Origin of the sequence: Micromonospora sp. WMMA1976 (genome assembly GCF_027497335.1) — a bacterium.
Classification (GTDB): Bacteria; Actinomycetota; Actinomycetes; order Mycobacteriales; family Micromonosporaceae; genus Micromonospora; species Micromonospora aurantiaca.
Genome location: NZ_CP114912.1, coordinates 400,277 through 416,106 on the forward strand (window position 1 = coordinate 400,277; position 15,830 = coordinate 416,106).

A 15,830-nucleotide genomic window follows, 5' to 3' on the forward strand; every position below is an offset into this window, starting at 1 on the left:
TCCGTATCCACGTCTGCCGATTGACAATGTTTGGATTCCAAACTTACTCTCGCGCTGGGCGGGTGCGCGCCCCGCCTTCCCCGTCCACGCGCCCCACCCACCACGAAGGAACCACCATGTTCCGCTCTCCCCGTACCGCCCGATTGCGGGTCGGCCTGGTCGCCGCGGCCGCCGCCACCCTCGTGACCGGCACCGCCGTGATGGCGACGAACGCCCAGGCGGCGGCCGGCTGCCGCGTCACCTACACGACCGCCAGCCAGTGGCCCGGCGGTTTCACCGCGAACGTCGGCGTGACGAACCTCGGTGATCCGATAGACGGCTGGACCCTGCGCTGGACGTTCCCGTCCGGCCAGCGCGTCACCCAGGCGTGGAGCGCCGACGTCACCTCCTCCGGCGCCGACGTCACCGCCACGAACGTCGGCTACAACGGCGCCATCGCCACGAACGGCAGCGTCTCGTTCGGCTTCAACGGCTCCTGGACCGGCACCAACACGGCGCCCACCGCGTTCTCGCTGAACGGGGTCGCCTGCACCGGCGGTGTCGTCGGGACCACCGCGCCGGCCACCACGCCCCCGGTGACCACGCCGCCGCCCACGACTCCGCCGCCCACGACTCCGCCGCCGGCCGGCAACGCCATGGCCGCCGTCGCCGCCATGCAGCCCGGCTGGAACCTCGGCAACTCCTTCGACGCGGTCGGCGCGGACGAGACCGCGTGGGGCAACCCGCGTGTCACCGAGGCGCTGCTCGACAACGTCCGGGCGCAGGGCTTCAACAGCATCCGCATCCCGGTGACCTGGAGCAACCACCACGGCGCCGCGCCGAACTACACGATCGACGCGGCCTGGCTCAGCCGGGTACGCGAGGTGGTCGGCTGGGCGCTCGCCGACGGCTTCTACGTGGTGCTCAACATCCACCACGACTCGTGGCAGTGGATCAACACGATGCCCACCGACCGCACAGGCGTGCTGAACCGCTACAACGCGCTCTGGACGCAGATCGCCGCCGCTTTCAAGGACTCCTCGCCGAAGCTGACCTTCGAGAGCGTCAACGAGCCGCAGTTCACCGGCAGCTCCGGCGACGCGCAGAACGCCACGCTGCTCAACGAGCTGAACACCTCGTTCCACCGCATCGTCCGCCAGTCCGGCGGGAACAACGCCACCCGGCTGCTGGTCCTGCCGACCCTGCACACCTCCGCCGAGCAGGCCCGGGTGGACGAGCTGGTCAGCACGTTCAACACGCTGAACGACCCGAACCTGATCGCCACCGTGCACTTCTACGGGTACTGGCCGTTCAGCGTGAACGTCGCCGGGGGCACCCGGTTCGACGCCACGGTCCAGCAGGACCTGACCGACCAGTTCGACCGCGTCTACAACGCCTTCGTCACCCGCAACATCCCGGTGATCATCGGTGAGTACGGGCTGCTCGGCTTCGACCGGCACACCGGCACCATCGAGCAGGGCGAGAAGCTGAAGTTCTTCGAGTTCCTCGGCCACTACGCGCGCAGCCGCAAACTGACCACCCAGCTCTGGGACAACGGCCAGCACTTCGACCGGACGTCCTTCGTCTGGAAGGACCCGGAGCTGTTCGCGCAGATCAAGTCGAGCTGGACCACCCGCTCCGGCACCGCGTCCAGCGACCAGGTGTACGTGCCGCGTACCGGCTCGATCACCGCCAAGAGCCTGACGCTCAACCTGAACGGCACCACGTTCCAGGGGTTGCGGCAGGGCACCACCGACCTGGTCAACGGCACCGACTACACGGTCTCCGGCAGCACCCTGACGCTCACCGCGTCGGCGCTCACCCGGCTGGTCGGCTCCCGCGCGTACGGGGTGAACGCCAACCTGACGGCTCGCTTCTCCGCCGGTGTGCCGTGGCGGATCAGCATCATCACGTACGACCCGCCGGTGCTGTCGAACGCCACCGGCACCACCGCCGCGTTCACACTGCCGGCGCAGTTCCGCGGCGACCAACTCGCCACGATGGAGGCGAAGTACGCCGACGGCAGCAACGCCGGACCGCACAACTGGACCTCGTACAAGGAGTTCGACGTGACGTTCGCGCCGAACTACACCGGCAACACGATCGCGCTGAAGCCGGAGTTCTTCGCCGAGGTGAACGACGGCCAGCGGGTCACGCTGACGTTCCACTTCTGGAGCGGCACGAAGCTGACCTACTACGTGACGAAGTCCGGCAGCACCGTCACCGGCACGGTGAGCTGACCGCGACGGCACGGCTCGCGGCGGTGGGCGTCGACATCGCCGCGGGCCGCGCCCGGCACCGGTTTCCGCCGGACCGATTACTTCCGGAGCCGGCGCCGGTCGACACAGGCATGAAGACGCTCACTCTCCAGACTCCAGAGGTCGACCTGGTCTACGACGTCCACGCCCCCACGGCGGCCGAGGCCGGGCACCGTCCCCTGTTCATGATCGGCCAGCCCATGTGCGCCGACGGCTTCACCACGCTCGCGTCGTACTTCCCGGACCGCACCGTCGTCACGTACGACCCGCGCGGGCTCGGGCGCAGCGTCCGCAAGGACGGCTGCGGCGACGACGTGCCCGAGGTCCAGGCCCGGGACGTACGCGACATCATCGAGGCCCTCGGCGCGGGACCGGTGGACATGTTCGCCAGCAGCGGCGGCGCGGTCACGGCGCTCGCCCTGGTGGCCGCGTACCCGGACGCGCTGGCCACGCTCGTGGCGCACGAGCCACCGCTGATCCAGGTGCTGCCCGACGCCGAGGCCGCACGCCGAGCCACGGCCGCCTGCCAGGAGGCGTACCGGAAGAGCGGTTGGGGCGCGGGCATGGCGGCGTTCGTGGCCATGACGTCGTGGCGGGGCGAGTTCACCGACGAGTACTTCGCCCAGCCGCTGCCCGACCCGGCCGCGTTCGGCATGCCGACCGAGGACGACGGCAGCCGGGACGACCCGCTGCTCTCCGACCGTGCGGCGGCGGTCACCCGTTTCCGGCCGGACGTGGACGCGCTGCGCGCGGCGCGTACCCGGGTCGTCGTCGCGGTGGGCGAGGAATCGGCGGACACCCTCACCGGACGCACGTCGGTGGCCACGGCCGAGCTGCTCGGCGGGAAGGCCGCGGTCTTCCCCAGCCACCACGGCGGGTTCCTCGGCGAGGGGATGGGCTACGCCGGGCAGCCGGAGGCGTTCGCGCGCCGGCTGCGGGAGATCCTCGACGCCTGATCGGGTTCAGGCCCGGCGCACCTCGGTGAGCATCGCGGGGTAGGGCCCGGCCGGTGTGCCGGGCCCGGCCTGGTCCACGGGAACGACGTTCTCCATCCTCAGCCGCAGGAGGGCCGGGTCGGCGGTGTCGAGGACGATCCGCCACTCCCAGCCGCCGCCGTACCCGGCGGTCAGCTCGACCACCGCCGCTCCGCCCGTCGCGCCGCTGAGCGTCATCGGTGCCGGCTGCTGGTGCCACGAGTCGCCCCACCAGGCGACGAGCGAGCCCGGCCGGTCACCGGCGGCGATCACCAGCAGGCCGTCCTGCGGGCCGTCGTCGGGGTGGCTCCACGAGTACGACACGGTGGTCAGGTGCCCGCCGGCCGCGGTGGCGACGGTGAGCACGGCCGGCGACTCGGCGAGCGGATCGGCGGGCATCAGCCGGAACCCGTTGGTGCCCGTCCAGGACCCGGTGGCGTCGGTGAGAGGCATCGCCCCAGGATAGGAACCACCCCCGACACTGCTTCTCCACGCAGGATCTCTGGTGACACCGGGTCAGGTGGAGAAGTCGTCGTCGGCGTCGCGGGCGTCCGCCTGGATGTGCTCGCCGGGGCGCTTGCCCCGGATCTCGTCCTGTTCGCGTACCCGGTCCGCTTCGGCGTGTTCGTCCTGGTTCAGGTCACCGAGACGGGCCCGGGCCGGACCGGCCAGGTCCTCCAGGTCGTTCCTCGCGCGCTCGACGCTCATGCCGCCTCCCCGGATCGTCGCGTGGCGGCGCTCGCCGCCTGCCGCGTCGCGTCCCCGCTGACCGCTACGGCAAACCGCCGCCACCGGACGGTCGTGCGGTCACGCGGGCGGCAGGGCGGTGAGCAGATCCTCGGCGTGCCGCATCGTGTCGGCCAGCGCGTCGCGTGAACCGTCGTCCAGCGGGATCGAGCGCGCCTGCCGCACCAGCTCCCGCGCGGACTCCGGCTCGTCGAGTTGCAGCGCCAGCTCCGCCCGGTAGACCAGTGCCTCCACGTGGACGGCCGGGTTGTCGGCGGCCTCCGGGCGGGCGAGCGCGCCGTCGAGGATCCGCGCGGCCTGCGTCGGATTGCCGCGCGAGTCGGCCTGCACCACCGCGTTGCGCAGCGTACGGGCCAGCCCACCCCTGTTGTCGGTCTCCGGCGGGGTGGCCCGCCCGACGAACCGGATCCAGTTGCCGCCGGGGTCGACGATGCTGAACCCGAAATGGCCCTCCTGGTTGCGGCGGGGCCGGGGCCGGGTCATCCGGGGTACGCCGGAGACGAGCACCTTGCCGTACGTGGACCGCATGCCGTCGGCGAAGGCGCGATGGATGTCGACCAGGTCGTCCACCACGACCAGGCAGGAGCCGTACGAGTCGGCGGGATCGAACTGCGGCATCCCGAAGAAGTGCAGGTGCAGATCCTCCCGCCGCAGCGTCACGTACGGGTTGGGGCGCTCCTGCCGGTACGTGACCTCGAAGCCGAGGGCCTGGTAGAAGGGCGCCACGTCGTCCAGGGACCGGCACGGCAGCAGCGGGATCGTCGTCTCGTTAGCCATGCCCCGAGCCTGGCGACCGGGGGCCGGCACGCGCACATGGAAATGGCTGATCGGCTGCCGGCGTCACCCGAACGGACACGGGGGCCGGTCCGCTGTGGACCGGCCCCCGTGCGGGGCACGCGTGGGTCAGGGCTTCCAGGACCCGGCGGGACGGAAGAGGTGCCGGTACTCGACGACGCCGTTCTGGTCCTTCACGTCGAAGATGAGCTGGCCGCTGCGCTTGGAACCCACGGGCAGGTTGGTGCCCGAGGTCATCAGCTTGCCGCAACCGGAGAAGGCGCCGCCGATGCCGCTCTCCTCGGTGCCGTCCGTAGCGACCCAGGTGAAGTAGAACGGGTTGATCGAGCCGGTGCCCTTGGTGATCTCGGCGGTCACGTCGGCGATCAGGAACATGCCGTTCTTCGGTCCGGGCATGACCTCGCTGCAGGCGGCGTTCCGGGTCCGGAAGTTGCCGACGGTGATCTCGATGGTGCCGCGGTCGTCGTTGACGACCAGCCTGTCGCCGGCCGGCATGTTGAACGTCTTGTCGTCGGTGTTGCCCGGCTGCGGCGTGCCGGTGGGAACCCCCGTCGGGGCGTCAGCCGTCGGCTGGCCGTAGGTGACGCCCGGGGTGGGCAGCGAGTCGATCGCATCCTGGGTCTTCTTCGCGCCGCTGTAGATGGCGAAGATGCCGCCACCGCAGCACAGCAGCAGCAGGATCACGGCGACGACGCCGATCGTGATCCAGACGTTCTTGTTCGACTTCTTCGCCGGCGGCCCGAACGGCGCTCCCGGCGGCGGCGGGTACGCCCCACCGCCCGGCGGCTGGTACGCGGACCCCGGCGGCTGGTACGCGGACCCCGGCGGCTGGTACGCGGCGCCCGGGGCCTGGTACTCGAACCCCGGCGGCTGGTACGCCCCGGCCGAGGGCTGGTATTCGCCGCCCGGCGGCGGGTAGGGCGCGCCCGAGGTGGGCGGCGCCGGCGGGAACGCCGTGGTGGGAGCGGGCGCGGGCGGGTACTGCTCGCCCGGACCCGGCTGCGGGGGATAGGGCGCACCCGAGGTCGGGGCGGGCGGCGGCGCGTACGGGCTGTCCGGCACCGGCGGCATCGGTGCGGTGGGGAACGCCTGAGTCGGCGGTTCCGGTGGCTGCTGGTTGGGGTCCGGTGAACCGGACGGAGGCTGAGGGTGGCTCACCGTACTCCTTGGGGCGCCTTCGGGATTTTCCGTCGCAACGACGGTACAAGCCGGGCACAAGCCGGCCGGTAGTGCCTCATCAACGTGGCAGGACGGCCGCGGTGCGGACCAGGTCGTCGTCCACGGCGAACCGTCCGGTGACCGCCGACGGCGGATCGGGCACCGGGGCGGCGGCGAGCCGGACCGGTGCGATCTCGGCGTGGAACGTGCCCGCTTCCGGGTCCAGCGTGACGCGCGCGTCGGCGAAGCCCAGCCACGTACCGACCAGCGGGTGCCAGACCTTGTAGACGGTCTCCTTCGCGCTGAACAACACCGTCGGCCAGGGCGTGCCGGCCGGCAGCCGGGCCAGGTCCGCCTCCTCGTCGGGACGGCACACCTTCCGGCGTACCCCCGGGGAGAGCGGCCGGTAGCGTTCGGCGTCGATGCCGACGGCGCGCACGTCGGCGGCCCGGGCGGCGGCTGCGGCGCAGTAGTCCCGGGTGTGGGTGATCGCGCCGACCACGCCGGGCGGCCAGATCGGGGCCCGGTCGGCGCCGGCGGGTACCGGCGTGGCGGGCAGGCCGAGCGCGGCGAGCGCCCGGCGGGCGCAGACGCGCCCGGCGGTGAAGTCGCGGCGGCGGCCGGGGACCGCGCGTTCGCCGAGAGCGCTCAGTTCGGCCGGGAGCAGCTCACCGGTCCAGTCGGCCGGGCCGGCCAGCGCGACGGCGACAGCGGCCGGGAGCAGATCACGCACGAGTGGTGGATGACGGGGACACGCGGTGAACGTACCGTAACGCTTGGGCGTGCCGCGGCGCTGAAGGAACGTTGCGGGGAGGCAACCGGTCCATCACCACCCATTCCTGACCCGGAAGGAGCGGCCGATGACGCCTGGCGCGGAGGTTCCGGGGAGTGCCGGCGGCGAACACGTGCCGGTGACCCCCGGCTGGACCTGCGGCTCGTGCGGTGACGACTGGCCCTGCGCCACGAAACGTCACCACCTGCTGAGCGAGTACCAGGTGGACCGGGCGTCCTTGAGCGTCTATCTCGGATCCTGCCTCGCCGCGGCGACGCAGGACCTGCGCTCCGTGCCGGTCACCGCGCTCCAGGACCGGTTCATCGGCTGGGTGCCGCGCGGTCCGCGTATCGCCGAGGCGTGAGCGCGTCCGGTGGCCGCCGCGTCGGGTTCGCGGCGGCCACCGGCTGCGGTCTCAGGGACGGCCGTTCTCAGGGGCGGCGGGGCCGCCGGGTGAGCCCGAAGCCGACCACGCCGGCCACGGCGGCGAGCACCCCGCCCACAGTGGTCCACACCCAGCGCGATCCGGCCTCGGGGAGCCACCCGGTCAGGTCGGTCTCCTCCTCGGCCACCGGCTCGGGCGTCGGCTCGGTGCTGAGCACCGTGCCGGCCCTGGTGTTCGGCACCAGCGGCGCGGCCAGTTCGCCGTCGTCGCCGGACGCGCCACCCTCGTCGGTCGCGCCGACCAGCATCTCCACCTCGATCGGCAGGCCGAGGTCCGGTTCGGGCAGGTCGGTGACGGAGATCCGGATGTAGTAGGTGCCGGGCAGCGGGTCGCCCGACCAGGGTTCGGCCCACGGCCGTACCCGGCGCAGCGTGCAGCCGAGCGCGACGCTCGTCGCCGACGCGCCGGCGGTCGGGGTCTGCGCGCCCGCTGTGCACGCCTGCCGGCGGCGCAGCCCGTCGAAGACGTCGACGGTCCAGGTGGACGCGCCGCTGCGTGACTTCGGGAACGTGACGGTGGCGGTGACCTCGTGCACCTGCCCGGCGTCGGCGCGGAACGACCAGTACAGGTGGTCGCCGGTCGACGCGCCCACCTGCACCGGCTGACCGGCGGTGACTGTGGTGGCGGTGAGGAACGAGGTGCCGGCCTTGGTCACCGTGGTCGCGCCCGGTGACGGGCTCGGCGCGGCCAGGGCCGCCGCCGGGGTGAGGGCGAGTCCGACGGCGGTGGTCGCCGCCGCGGCGCGGATCAGCGTACGCATGCTCAGTTCGTCCTCCACGTGTGCACCCACCAGCGGGTGAGCAGTCCGGCGAGCAGCCCGGTGAGCAGTCCGGCCAGCGTGAGCAGGAGCAGCAGCACCCAGCCGCGGCCGAGGTCCGGTCCGTCCGGCGCGGGGGAGGCGGCCACCACGTCGACTGTCAGCTCGACCGGCATGCCGGGCCGGGCCTGGGTGCCGGGCTTGGCCGCGAACGAGTTGCTGACCACCAGGCAGACGGTCCGTACGGACTGCTCCGTGCCGGCGCTCGGCTCCGGGCTCGGCCCGTCCTCCTCCTCTTCGGCGGCCGACCAGCGCAGTCCGGCGGAGACCACGTCGGTACGCCCGCTGCCCGCGTCGACGCCCCGGACCAGTTCCCGCCCGTCCGGCGCGGTGGCACGCAGCAGCACGCCGTAGTCCGGGTTGACCGGGCGGTCCAGCGCCACGCTGACCGAGGCGCGCAGTTCCTGCCCGGGGCGCACCGGCACCCGGTACCAGCGGTGCTCGGAGAACGCCTCCCGGTCGCTGTAGACGCCGGGGGCGAGCAGCGGCGCGCCCTCGCAGGCCGAGCCGCCGCCGACGACCGCCGGGGCGGCGGTGTACGTGTCCCGGGCGCGGTCGACGAGCTGCTTGATCCGGCCGGTCAGCTCGTCGGCGCTCTGCGCGGCGGTGTAGGTGCCCCCTGTCGCGCCGGCGATGCAGAGCAGCTGCTTGCGGACCTTCTCGTCCGGCGCCAGGCCGAGCGTGTCGACGACCAGGCGGGTGCCCTGGGCGGCCAGCTCGCGCGCCACCTCGCACGGGTCGGGTGGGGCGCAGGTGTCCTCACCGTCGGTGATCAGCACGATCCGGCGGGCGGTGCTGCCGGTGCCCAGGTCCTGCGCGGCGGAGCGCAGCGCCAGCCCGACCGGGGTGAAACCGGTCGGGCGCAGCCCGGCGACGGCGGCCTTGGCCTGGGTACGGTCCACCGGGCCGACCGGCACGATCTGCTGGGTGTCCAGGCAGCCCTGCTTCTTGTCCTTGCCCCGGTAGGTGGCGCCGAGCACCCGGATGCCGAGCTGTGTCTCGTCCGGCAGGGCATCGACGACCTCGTTGAACGCCTGCTGCGCGACGGAGATCCGGCTGCGCCCGTCGATGTCGCGGGCCCGCATCGATCCGCTGACGTCGAGGACCAGCTCGACCTTGGGTGGTTCGGCGACGGGTTCGGTGGTCTCGTCGTCGGCCCCGGCGGGGCTCGGCCCGATCATCGCGGCCGCCGCCAGCAGTCCGATGAGGACGGCCGTCGATCGTCTCTTGTTGATCACCGGGCGAAGTGTAGTGAGATCCACTTTGGAAGATCATCCGGGTCGGGGTGCCCGCCGAAGCCCGGTTTCCGGCGTCCGCCGGGGCCGTCACGGCCGCGCTCGGCCACCCACCGTTAGCTGCACCATGTAAACCTTTCGGCCGGTGGGGCACTCGTCGGAAATCTGACCGGCCCGCACCCGTTGTGCCGTTGCCGGAGTGTGGTTAAGCTCTGTCTTGCGCGCCCCAATCGCCCGCTTCCCCCGTGGCAGGCGATCGGGGCGCGCTTTCTTTGCGTCAGGCGCCGCGCAGTGTTACGCGCCGTGCCGGGCGCCGCGCAGGCACCCGGCACCCCGCCTCAGATCCAGCGGCCGTCCAGCCACATCCGGGCCGACCAGTCCGCGTACGGCAGCACCCGGCCCACGAAGATCGGGTAGAAGTAGGCGAAACAGAGCGCCACGAGCAACACGTACGCACCCGCGATGATCCCGCCCACCAGCCGCCTGTCGTGGACCTGTTGCGGGTCCGGTGGCGCGGCTGTGTTCGACACCGGCGCGGGAGTGGCGATCGCGCCGAGCACGTAGACCACCGCGAGCACCAGGAACGGCACCGCCGGGGCGGCGTAGAAGGAGAACATCGTCCGGCCGTCGAGGGCGAACCAGAACCACGGCAGCAGGCCGGCGGCGGCGCTGAGCAGGATCGCGCCCGCCCGCCAGTCGCGCCGGGCCAGGCCGAGCCAGGCGGTCGCGGCGATCGCCGGCAGGAACGACCACCACAGCAGCGGCGTGCCCAGCAGCAGCACCTCCGAGGCGCAGCTCGGCGCGCCGCAACTGCCGTCCCCGGACCAGTGGAACGCCACTGGTCGGCCGAGCAGCAGCCACTGCCAGGGCCAGGACTGGTACTTGTGCGGATCGTCGAGCTGGGTGTGGAAGCCGTACGCGGCCTTGTGGTACTCCCACAGGTTGATCAGCGCCCCGATGAACGGGGTGTCGCTCAGCTCCGGGTTGTTCGGGTAGCGCTCCGCCAGGCGGTAGTAGCCTTCCTGCCCGAGCAGCCAGCCCGACCAGGTCGCCACGTAGGTCACGACCATCAGCACACCGGCGGCGAGCAGCCAGGGCAGCTCGTCGAGCACGGCGTCGCGCCACGGCCGGCGTACCCCGGACGAGCGGCGGACGCCCACCTCCCAGAGCAGCACCAGCAACGCGAACGCCGGTACGAAGTAGAGCGCGCTCCACTTCACCGAGCAGGCGCAGCCGAGCAGCACACCTGCGGCCAGCCGCCACCACGGCCAGTCCCGCCAGCCCGACGACGGCCGGCCGGCCCGGCCCGGCTGCGTCGGGTCGAGCCCGCCCTCCAGCGCCCGCGCCCAGCGCCGCCGCCGGGCGTCCCGGTCGAGCACCAGCGCGCCGAACGCGGCGAGCACGAACAGCAGCAGGAAGATGTCGAGGATGGCCGTGCGGGACAGCACCAGGTGATAGCCGTCGAGCGCGAGCAGCAGACCGGCCGCGCAGCCGAGCACCGTGGAGCGGAACATCCGCCGCCCGATGCGGACCAGCAGCAGCACCGACAGGGTGCCCGCCACGGCCGCGCCGAAGCGCCAGCCGAACTCCGGCGAGGTGGTGATCAGGTGGCCCGGCACCGAGACGCCGCTGTCCGCGTCCTGGTAGCCGAAGGCCCACTCGCCGATGCCGATCATCCACTTGCCCAGTGGTGGATGCACCACGTACGAGGGGCCGTTGTCCTTGTAGTTCCACTCGAAGCCGCGGTCGATCAGCCCGTACGCGTCCTTGGCGTAGTAGGTCTCGTCGAAGATCTTCCCGGGCGGGAAACTGAGCCCCACGAAGCGCAGGATCGCCGCGACGCCCACCACTACCGCTGTCGCCAGCCACGCCTGACCTCGGCCGATGCGATCATCGACGGTGGCGAGCCGGCGCCGCACGGCGGCGGGAAGCCCGCGCCCGGCGCCGTCGCCCCGGTCGGTGGTGGAAGGGTCCGGGTTCGCGCTCTGTGCTGTCGACGCACTCGTCACCCGGCGATCGTAGGCTGCGAAGGTGCCCGGTGGCGTCTGTCGTCTCCGAAATTGGTACGACCGTCGATGAAGGAGCGCACGCCGTGGGGGAAATGTCCGAGGTAGGCCGGCTCGTGTTGCTCGGCGCGCCGCTCGGCAACCCGGCCGACGCGTCCGCCCGGTTCCGCGAGGTGCTGGCCGCCGCCGACGTGGTCGCCGCCGAGGACACCCGGCGGCTGACCCGGCTGGCCCGCGACCTGGACGTGACGGTGCCCGGCCGGATCGTCTCGTACTTCGAGGGCAACGAGGAGCGGCGCACGCCCGAACTGGCCGAGGTGCTCGCCGCCGGCTACACGGTCGCGCTGGTCACCGACGGCGGCATGCCGAGCGTCTCCGACCCCGGCTACCGGCTGGTCCGGGCCGCGCTGGACGCCGGAGTGCCGGTCACCGCCGCGCCCGGGCCCAGCGCCGTGACCACCGCCCTGGCGCTGTCCGGGCTGCCCTGCGACAGGTTCTGCTTCGAGGGCTTCCTGCCGCGTACCCCCGGGGCCCGCCGTTCCCGGCTGCGTGCGCTCGCCGCCGAGGACCGCACGCTGGTGTTCTTCGAGGCGCCGCACCGCATCGCCGGCGCGCTCGCCGACCTGGCCGAGGCGTTCGGCGCCGACCGGCCCGCCGCGCTGTGCCGCGAGCTGACCAAGACGTACGAGGAAGTGGTCCGCCGGCCGCTCGGCGAGCTGGCCGAGTGGGCCGCCGAGGGCGACCCCCGGGGCGAGATCACCCTCGTCGTGGCCGGTGCACCGGCCACGCCCGCGGTCCGGCCGGACGACGAGACGCTGCGCGCGGCGGTGGCCGAACGCGAGGCGGCCGGGCTGTCCCGGCGGGACGCGATCACCGAGGTCGCCACCGCGTACGGGCTGCGGCGGCGGGAGGTGTACGCGGTGGTGCACAGCTGAGGCGGCGGGCGCCTCACCAGGCGGCGGCCAGGAAGCCGACGGTGATCAACGCGGGCCCGGCCAGCGCGAGGCCGACCGCCCAGCGCCGCTGCCGTTCGTCAGCGAGCCGGGTCGCCCCGGTCCACCTGGCGATCCCGGCGGCGCAGCCGGCGACCAGGGCCAGCCCCAGCAGCCAGCGCAGGTGCCGTCCGACCCCGGTGTCCGCGTAGGCGGTGGACCCGTCCGGCCCGGTCATCCGCGCCCGCAGCGAACTGCCGGTGTCGGTGCGTCCGGCCGGTACGCCGCTGACCCGTACCCCGTGGGCCTGGAACCGGTCGCCGTCGGCGAGGAAGATGCCCCGGCAGCGCTGGGTGAGCCCGCCGCCCGCGCACTGCGTGATCATCACGGTGCCGCCGGTCGAGTGCCCCACCGCCAGCCAGAACGGCCCGGCGCTCACCCAGGCGAAGAACGCGGCGAGCAGGCTCAGCGTCAGCAGTACGGCCAGCCCGGCGGGCGGGCTCGGCGGCGCGACCGGGCGGGCGCGTTCCCGCCGCGCCGGGTGCGGGGCGGGACGCGGGCGCGGCTCGTCGCGCAGCGGCGTGCCGTCCCAGTGCACCTCCTCGATCGGCGCCCACCCGCCGGACGAGGCGGCCTCGCGCTGCCAGCGCGGCTGGCGTACCGGCACGCGGTTCGGCACCGCGTCCACCGGCGCTCCGGTGGTCGGCTCCACCTCCACCGGCGGGTCCGCCGGGTCGAGCCGCGGCTGCGGGGCGACGGGCCCGCCGGGCGGCGCGGGCCGCGCCGCACGCCGGGTGGCGGCGGCCGACGGCTCGGGCGCCGCTGGTCTACTGGTCACGATGTTCATTTCACACCGGTACGTCGGGCTTGTCGGGCAGCTCACGCCGCGTGTCGGCGACAAATCGGACGTACGGTCGGAGCGCGCACCCCATTGGTTCGCGGCGCACCCACGGCAATCACTAGGCTTGCTGCTCATGAGTCACGTTCTCGCCGCGGTCGCCTGGCCCTACGCCAACGGCCCGCGCCACATCGGCCACGTATCCGGATTCGGCGTTCCCTCCGACGTCTTCGCCCGGTACATGCGGATGGCCGGTCACGACGTGCTCATGGTCTCCGGCACCGACGAACACGGCACCCCGATCCAGGTGCAGGCCGACGCCGAGGGGGTCACCCCGCGCGAGCTGGCCGACCGCTACAACCGGGTGATCGCCGAGGACCTGCGGGCGCTGGGCCTGTCGTACGACCTGTTCACCCGCACCACCACGCGCAACCACTACGCGGTGGTGCAGGAGCTGTTCACAGGTCTCTACCGCAACGGCTACATCGTCCCGAAGGTCACCACCGGCGCGATCTCCCCGTCCACCGGCCGGACGCTGCCCGACCGCTACATCGAGGGCACCTGCCCGATCTGCGGCTACGACAGCGCGCGCGGCGACCAGTGCGACAACTGCGGCAATCAGCTCGACCCGATCGACCTGATCGACCCCAAGTCGAAGATCAACGGGGAGACGCCGGAGTTCGTCGAGACCGAGCACTTCTTCCTCGACCTGCCCGCCCTGGCCGAGGCGCTGCGGCAGTGGCTGGACACCCGCGACGGCTGGCGCCCGAACGTACTGCGGTTCTCCCGCAACCTGCTCGACGACCTCCAGCCCCGGGCCATCACCCGCGACCTGGAGTGGGGCGTGCCGATCCCGCTCGACGACTGGCGCGACCGCCCGGACAAGCGGATCTACGTCTGGTTCGACGCGGTCATCGGCTACCTGTCCGCGTCCATCGAGTGGGCCCGGCGCACCGGCGACCCGGAGGCCTGGCGCAAGTGGTGGTCGGCGGACGGGGAGGGGAAGGACGCCCGGTCCTACTACTTCATGGGCAAGGACAACATCGTCTTCCACTCGGTGATCTGGCCGGCGCTGCTCGGCGGCTACTCCGGCGAGGGCACCCGCGACGGCGAGCCGGGCGAACTGGGCCGGCTCAACCTGCCCACCGAGGTCGTGTCCAGCGAATACCTGACCATGGAGGGACGGAAGTTCTCCTCCTCCCGCAAGGTGGTCATCTACGTCCGGGACTTCCTGGAGCGCTACGACGCCGACGCGCTGCGCTACTTCATCGCGGTGGCCGGCCCGGAGAGCAACGACACCGACTTCACCTGGGCGGAGTTCCTGCGCCGCAACAACGACGAACTGGTCGCCGGCTGGGGCAACCTGGTCAACCGGTCGGTGTCGATGGCGGCGAAGAACTTCGGCGCGATCCCGCCGGTCGACCCGGCCGGGCTCACCGAGGCCGACCAGGCGCTGCTGGACACCGCGAAGGCCGGCTTCGGCGTGGTCGGCGACCTGATCGCCCGGCACCGGCAGAAGCAGGCCATCGGCGAGGCCATGAAGGTCGTCGCCGAGGCCAACAAGTACCTCTCCGAGCAGGCGCCGTGGAAGCTCAAGGGCGATGACGACAAGCCCCGGATGGGCACCATCCTGCACGTCGCCCTCCAGGTGGTCAGCGACGCCAACACGCTGCTCACCCCGTTCCTGCCGCACTCCGCCCAGAAGATCCACGAGCTGCTCGGCGGCACCGGCACGCACGCCCCGATGCCGGTGATCGAGGAGGTCGACGACCTCGACGGCGGGCCGTCGTACCCGGTGCTGACCGGTGACTACACGGTCGGGGCGCGCTGGGAGTCCGTACCCCTGGAAGTGGGCCGGCCGCTCGCGGCGCCGAAGCCGGTGTTCCGCAAGCTCGACCCGTCCATCGTCGAGGAGGAGCTGGCCCGCCTGGCCGGCTGACCACGCACGTGTGACCGCGGCCCCGGGGAGATCCCCGGGGCCGCGGTCGTCCGCCAGGTCAGGCGGTCGCCATGCTCGGCTTGCCGATGAACTCCATGATGGCCTTGTTGACCTCGGTGGGATGGGTCCACGGCGTCCCGTGCGGCGCGCCCTTCAGCGTGACCAGCTTGGCGTCGGACAGCATGTTCACCAGCCGCTGGCCCGTCACCGGGAACGGCAGCACGTTGTCCTTGTCGCCCTGGATGATCAGCACCGGCACGTCGATGTTCGGCAGGTCGGCGCGGAAGTCGGTCTGCCAGGCGTCCACCGAGTCGTGGGTGCCCTTGGCCGACGCCTGCGCACCGATCTGCCAGTGCGCGTGGTACGCCTCGTCGCTGACCAGTTTCCCCCGGTTCTCGCTGGCGTTGAAGAACGCGTCGCAGAACTGGGTCAGGTAGGCGAACCGGTCCTGGATGATCGCCTTCTGGAACCCCTCGAACATGCTCTTGTCGACGCCCTCCGGGTCGTCCGGCGTCTTCAGCAGGTACGGCGCCAACGGGGCCATCAGGACCGCCCGGTCCACCCGGTCCGACCCGTACGCGCCCAGGTAGCGGGTCACCTCGCCGGTGCCCATCGAGTGCCCGACCAGGATCGCGTTGCGCAGGTCCAGCTCGGTCATCAGCACGTCCAGGTCGGCGGCGAACGTGTCGTAGTCGTAGCCGCTGGCCGGCTGGGCGGAGTTGCCGAACCCACGCCGGTCGTACGTGATCACCCGGTATCCGGCGTTCAGCAGCGGACCGCTCATCTTCTCCCAGGTCGCCCCGTTGAACGGGAAACCGTGGATCAGCACGATCGGCTGACCGGAACCGTGATCCTCGTAGTACAGGTCGATGGGTGCGGAGTTCTCCGTACCGACGGTGACGAAAGGCATGTCGGGATTCCCCCTCGCGCGGGTT

Annotated in this window: 15 protein-coding genes; 5 read left to right on the forward strand and 10 right to left on the reverse strand. The window is 72.4% G+C overall.

From position 1 onward, the window contains the following. Window positions 1–116 precede the first annotated feature (116 nt). Both O7546_RS02025 and O7546_RS02030 read left to right on the forward strand, forming a co-directional pair. Window positions 117–2,219: a cellulase family glycosylhydrolase gene (locus tag O7546_RS02025; RefSeq protein WP_281600401.1), complete on the forward strand. Its 2,103-nt coding sequence runs from the start codon at window positions 117–119 to the stop codon at window positions 2,217–2,219. 110 nt (window positions 2,220–2,329) lie between these two features. Then, window positions 2,330–3,193, forward strand: coding sequence for an alpha/beta hydrolase (locus O7546_RS02030; RefSeq protein WP_281600402.1), 864 nt, complete (start codon window positions 2,330–2,332; stop codon window positions 3,191–3,193). Between the two features lie 6 nt (window positions 3,194–3,199). On the opposite strand, the gene O7546_RS02035 is transcribed toward O7546_RS02030, so the two are convergent. The 5 genes from O7546_RS02035 to O7546_RS02055 all read right to left on the reverse strand — a co-directional run bounded on the left by O7546_RS02035 (window position 3,200) and on the right by O7546_RS02055 (window position 6,644). Further along, the gene (locus O7546_RS02035; RefSeq protein WP_269696092.1) at window positions 3,200–3,664 is read right to left on the reverse strand and encodes a hypothetical protein; all 465 of its coding nucleotides are present in this window, start codon (window positions 3,662–3,664) and stop codon (window positions 3,200–3,202) included. Window positions 3,665–3,727: 63 nt separating this feature from the next. After that, window positions 3,728–3,919, reverse strand: a complete 192-nt coding sequence (locus tag O7546_RS02040) for a general stress protein CsbD (protein ID WP_194798685.1) — start codon at window positions 3,917–3,919, stop codon at window positions 3,728–3,730. 99 nt (window positions 3,920–4,018) lie between these two features. Next, the gene (locus O7546_RS02045; RefSeq protein WP_281600403.1) at window positions 4,019–4,735 is read right to left on the reverse strand and encodes a VOC family protein; all 717 of its coding nucleotides are present in this window, start codon (window positions 4,733–4,735) and stop codon (window positions 4,019–4,021) included. Window positions 4,736–4,861: 126 nt separating this feature from the next. After that, window positions 4,862–5,911 (reverse strand): hypothetical protein, encoded by a 1,050-nt coding sequence (locus O7546_RS02050; protein WP_281600404.1) that lies wholly within the window; start codon window positions 5,909–5,911, stop codon window positions 4,862–4,864. A gap of 79 nt (window positions 5,912–5,990) precedes the next feature. Then, window positions 5,991–6,644, reverse strand: a complete 654-nt coding sequence (locus tag O7546_RS02055) for a 4'-phosphopantetheinyl transferase superfamily protein (RefSeq protein WP_281600405.1) — start codon at window positions 6,642–6,644, stop codon at window positions 5,991–5,993. 127 nt (window positions 6,645–6,771) lie between these two features. Here O7546_RS02055 and O7546_RS02060 point away from each other — a divergent pair, with 127 nt between their 5' ends. Then, window positions 6,772–7,047 carry a hypothetical protein gene (locus O7546_RS02060; protein ID WP_194798681.1) on the forward strand — a complete coding sequence of 92 codons (276 nt, stop codon included), beginning with the start codon at window positions 6,772–6,774 and terminating at the stop codon, window positions 7,045–7,047. 67 nt (window positions 7,048–7,114) lie between these two features. On the opposite strand, the gene O7546_RS02065 is transcribed toward O7546_RS02060, so the two are convergent. From O7546_RS02065 to O7546_RS02075, 3 genes are all read right to left on the reverse strand, one after another. Continuing rightward, a complete protein-coding gene (locus O7546_RS02065) occupies window positions 7,115–7,888 on the reverse strand; it encodes a peptidase (protein WP_194798960.1) in 774 nt (257 codons plus the stop codon). A 2-nt stretch (window positions 7,889–7,890) separates the two neighbouring features. After that, the gene (locus O7546_RS02070; protein WP_194798680.1) at window positions 7,891–9,183 is read right to left on the reverse strand and encodes a VWA domain-containing protein; all 1,293 of its coding nucleotides are present in this window, start codon (window positions 9,181–9,183) and stop codon (window positions 7,891–7,893) included. Between the two features lie 335 nt (window positions 9,184–9,518). Continuing rightward, the gene (locus O7546_RS02075) at window positions 9,519–11,189 is read right to left on the reverse strand and encodes a phospholipid carrier-dependent glycosyltransferase (RefSeq protein WP_194798679.1); all 1,671 of its coding nucleotides are present in this window, start codon (window positions 11,187–11,189) and stop codon (window positions 9,519–9,521) included. Between the two features lie 83 nt (window positions 11,190–11,272). Here O7546_RS02075 and rsmI point away from each other — a divergent pair, with 83 nt between their 5' ends. Then, window positions 11,273–12,121: a 16S rRNA (cytidine(1402)-2'-O)-methyltransferase gene (gene rsmI, locus O7546_RS02080; protein ID WP_194798678.1), complete on the forward strand. Its 849-nt coding sequence runs from the start codon at window positions 11,273–11,275 to the stop codon at window positions 12,119–12,121. 13 nt (window positions 12,122–12,134) lie between these two features. On the opposite strand, the gene O7546_RS02085 is transcribed toward rsmI, so the two are convergent. Next, on the reverse strand, window positions 12,135–12,965 hold the full coding sequence (locus O7546_RS02085) for a hypothetical protein (protein WP_228531245.1): 831 nt from the start codon (window positions 12,963–12,965) through the stop codon (window positions 12,135–12,137). Window positions 12,966–13,092: 127 nt separating this feature from the next. On the opposite strand from O7546_RS02085, the gene metG reads away from it, so the two are divergent. Beyond that, window positions 13,093–14,895, forward strand: coding sequence for a methionine--tRNA ligase (metG, locus tag O7546_RS02090; protein WP_262012623.1), 1,803 nt, complete (start codon window positions 13,093–13,095; stop codon window positions 14,893–14,895). Window positions 14,896–14,953: 58 nt separating this feature from the next. Here metG and O7546_RS02095 read toward each other — a convergent pair whose 3' ends face one another. Continuing rightward, the gene (locus tag O7546_RS02095; RefSeq protein WP_281600406.1) at window positions 14,954–15,805 is read right to left on the reverse strand and encodes an alpha/beta hydrolase; all 852 of its coding nucleotides are present in this window, start codon (window positions 15,803–15,805) and stop codon (window positions 14,954–14,956) included. Window positions 15,806–15,830: the final 25 nt, after the last annotated feature.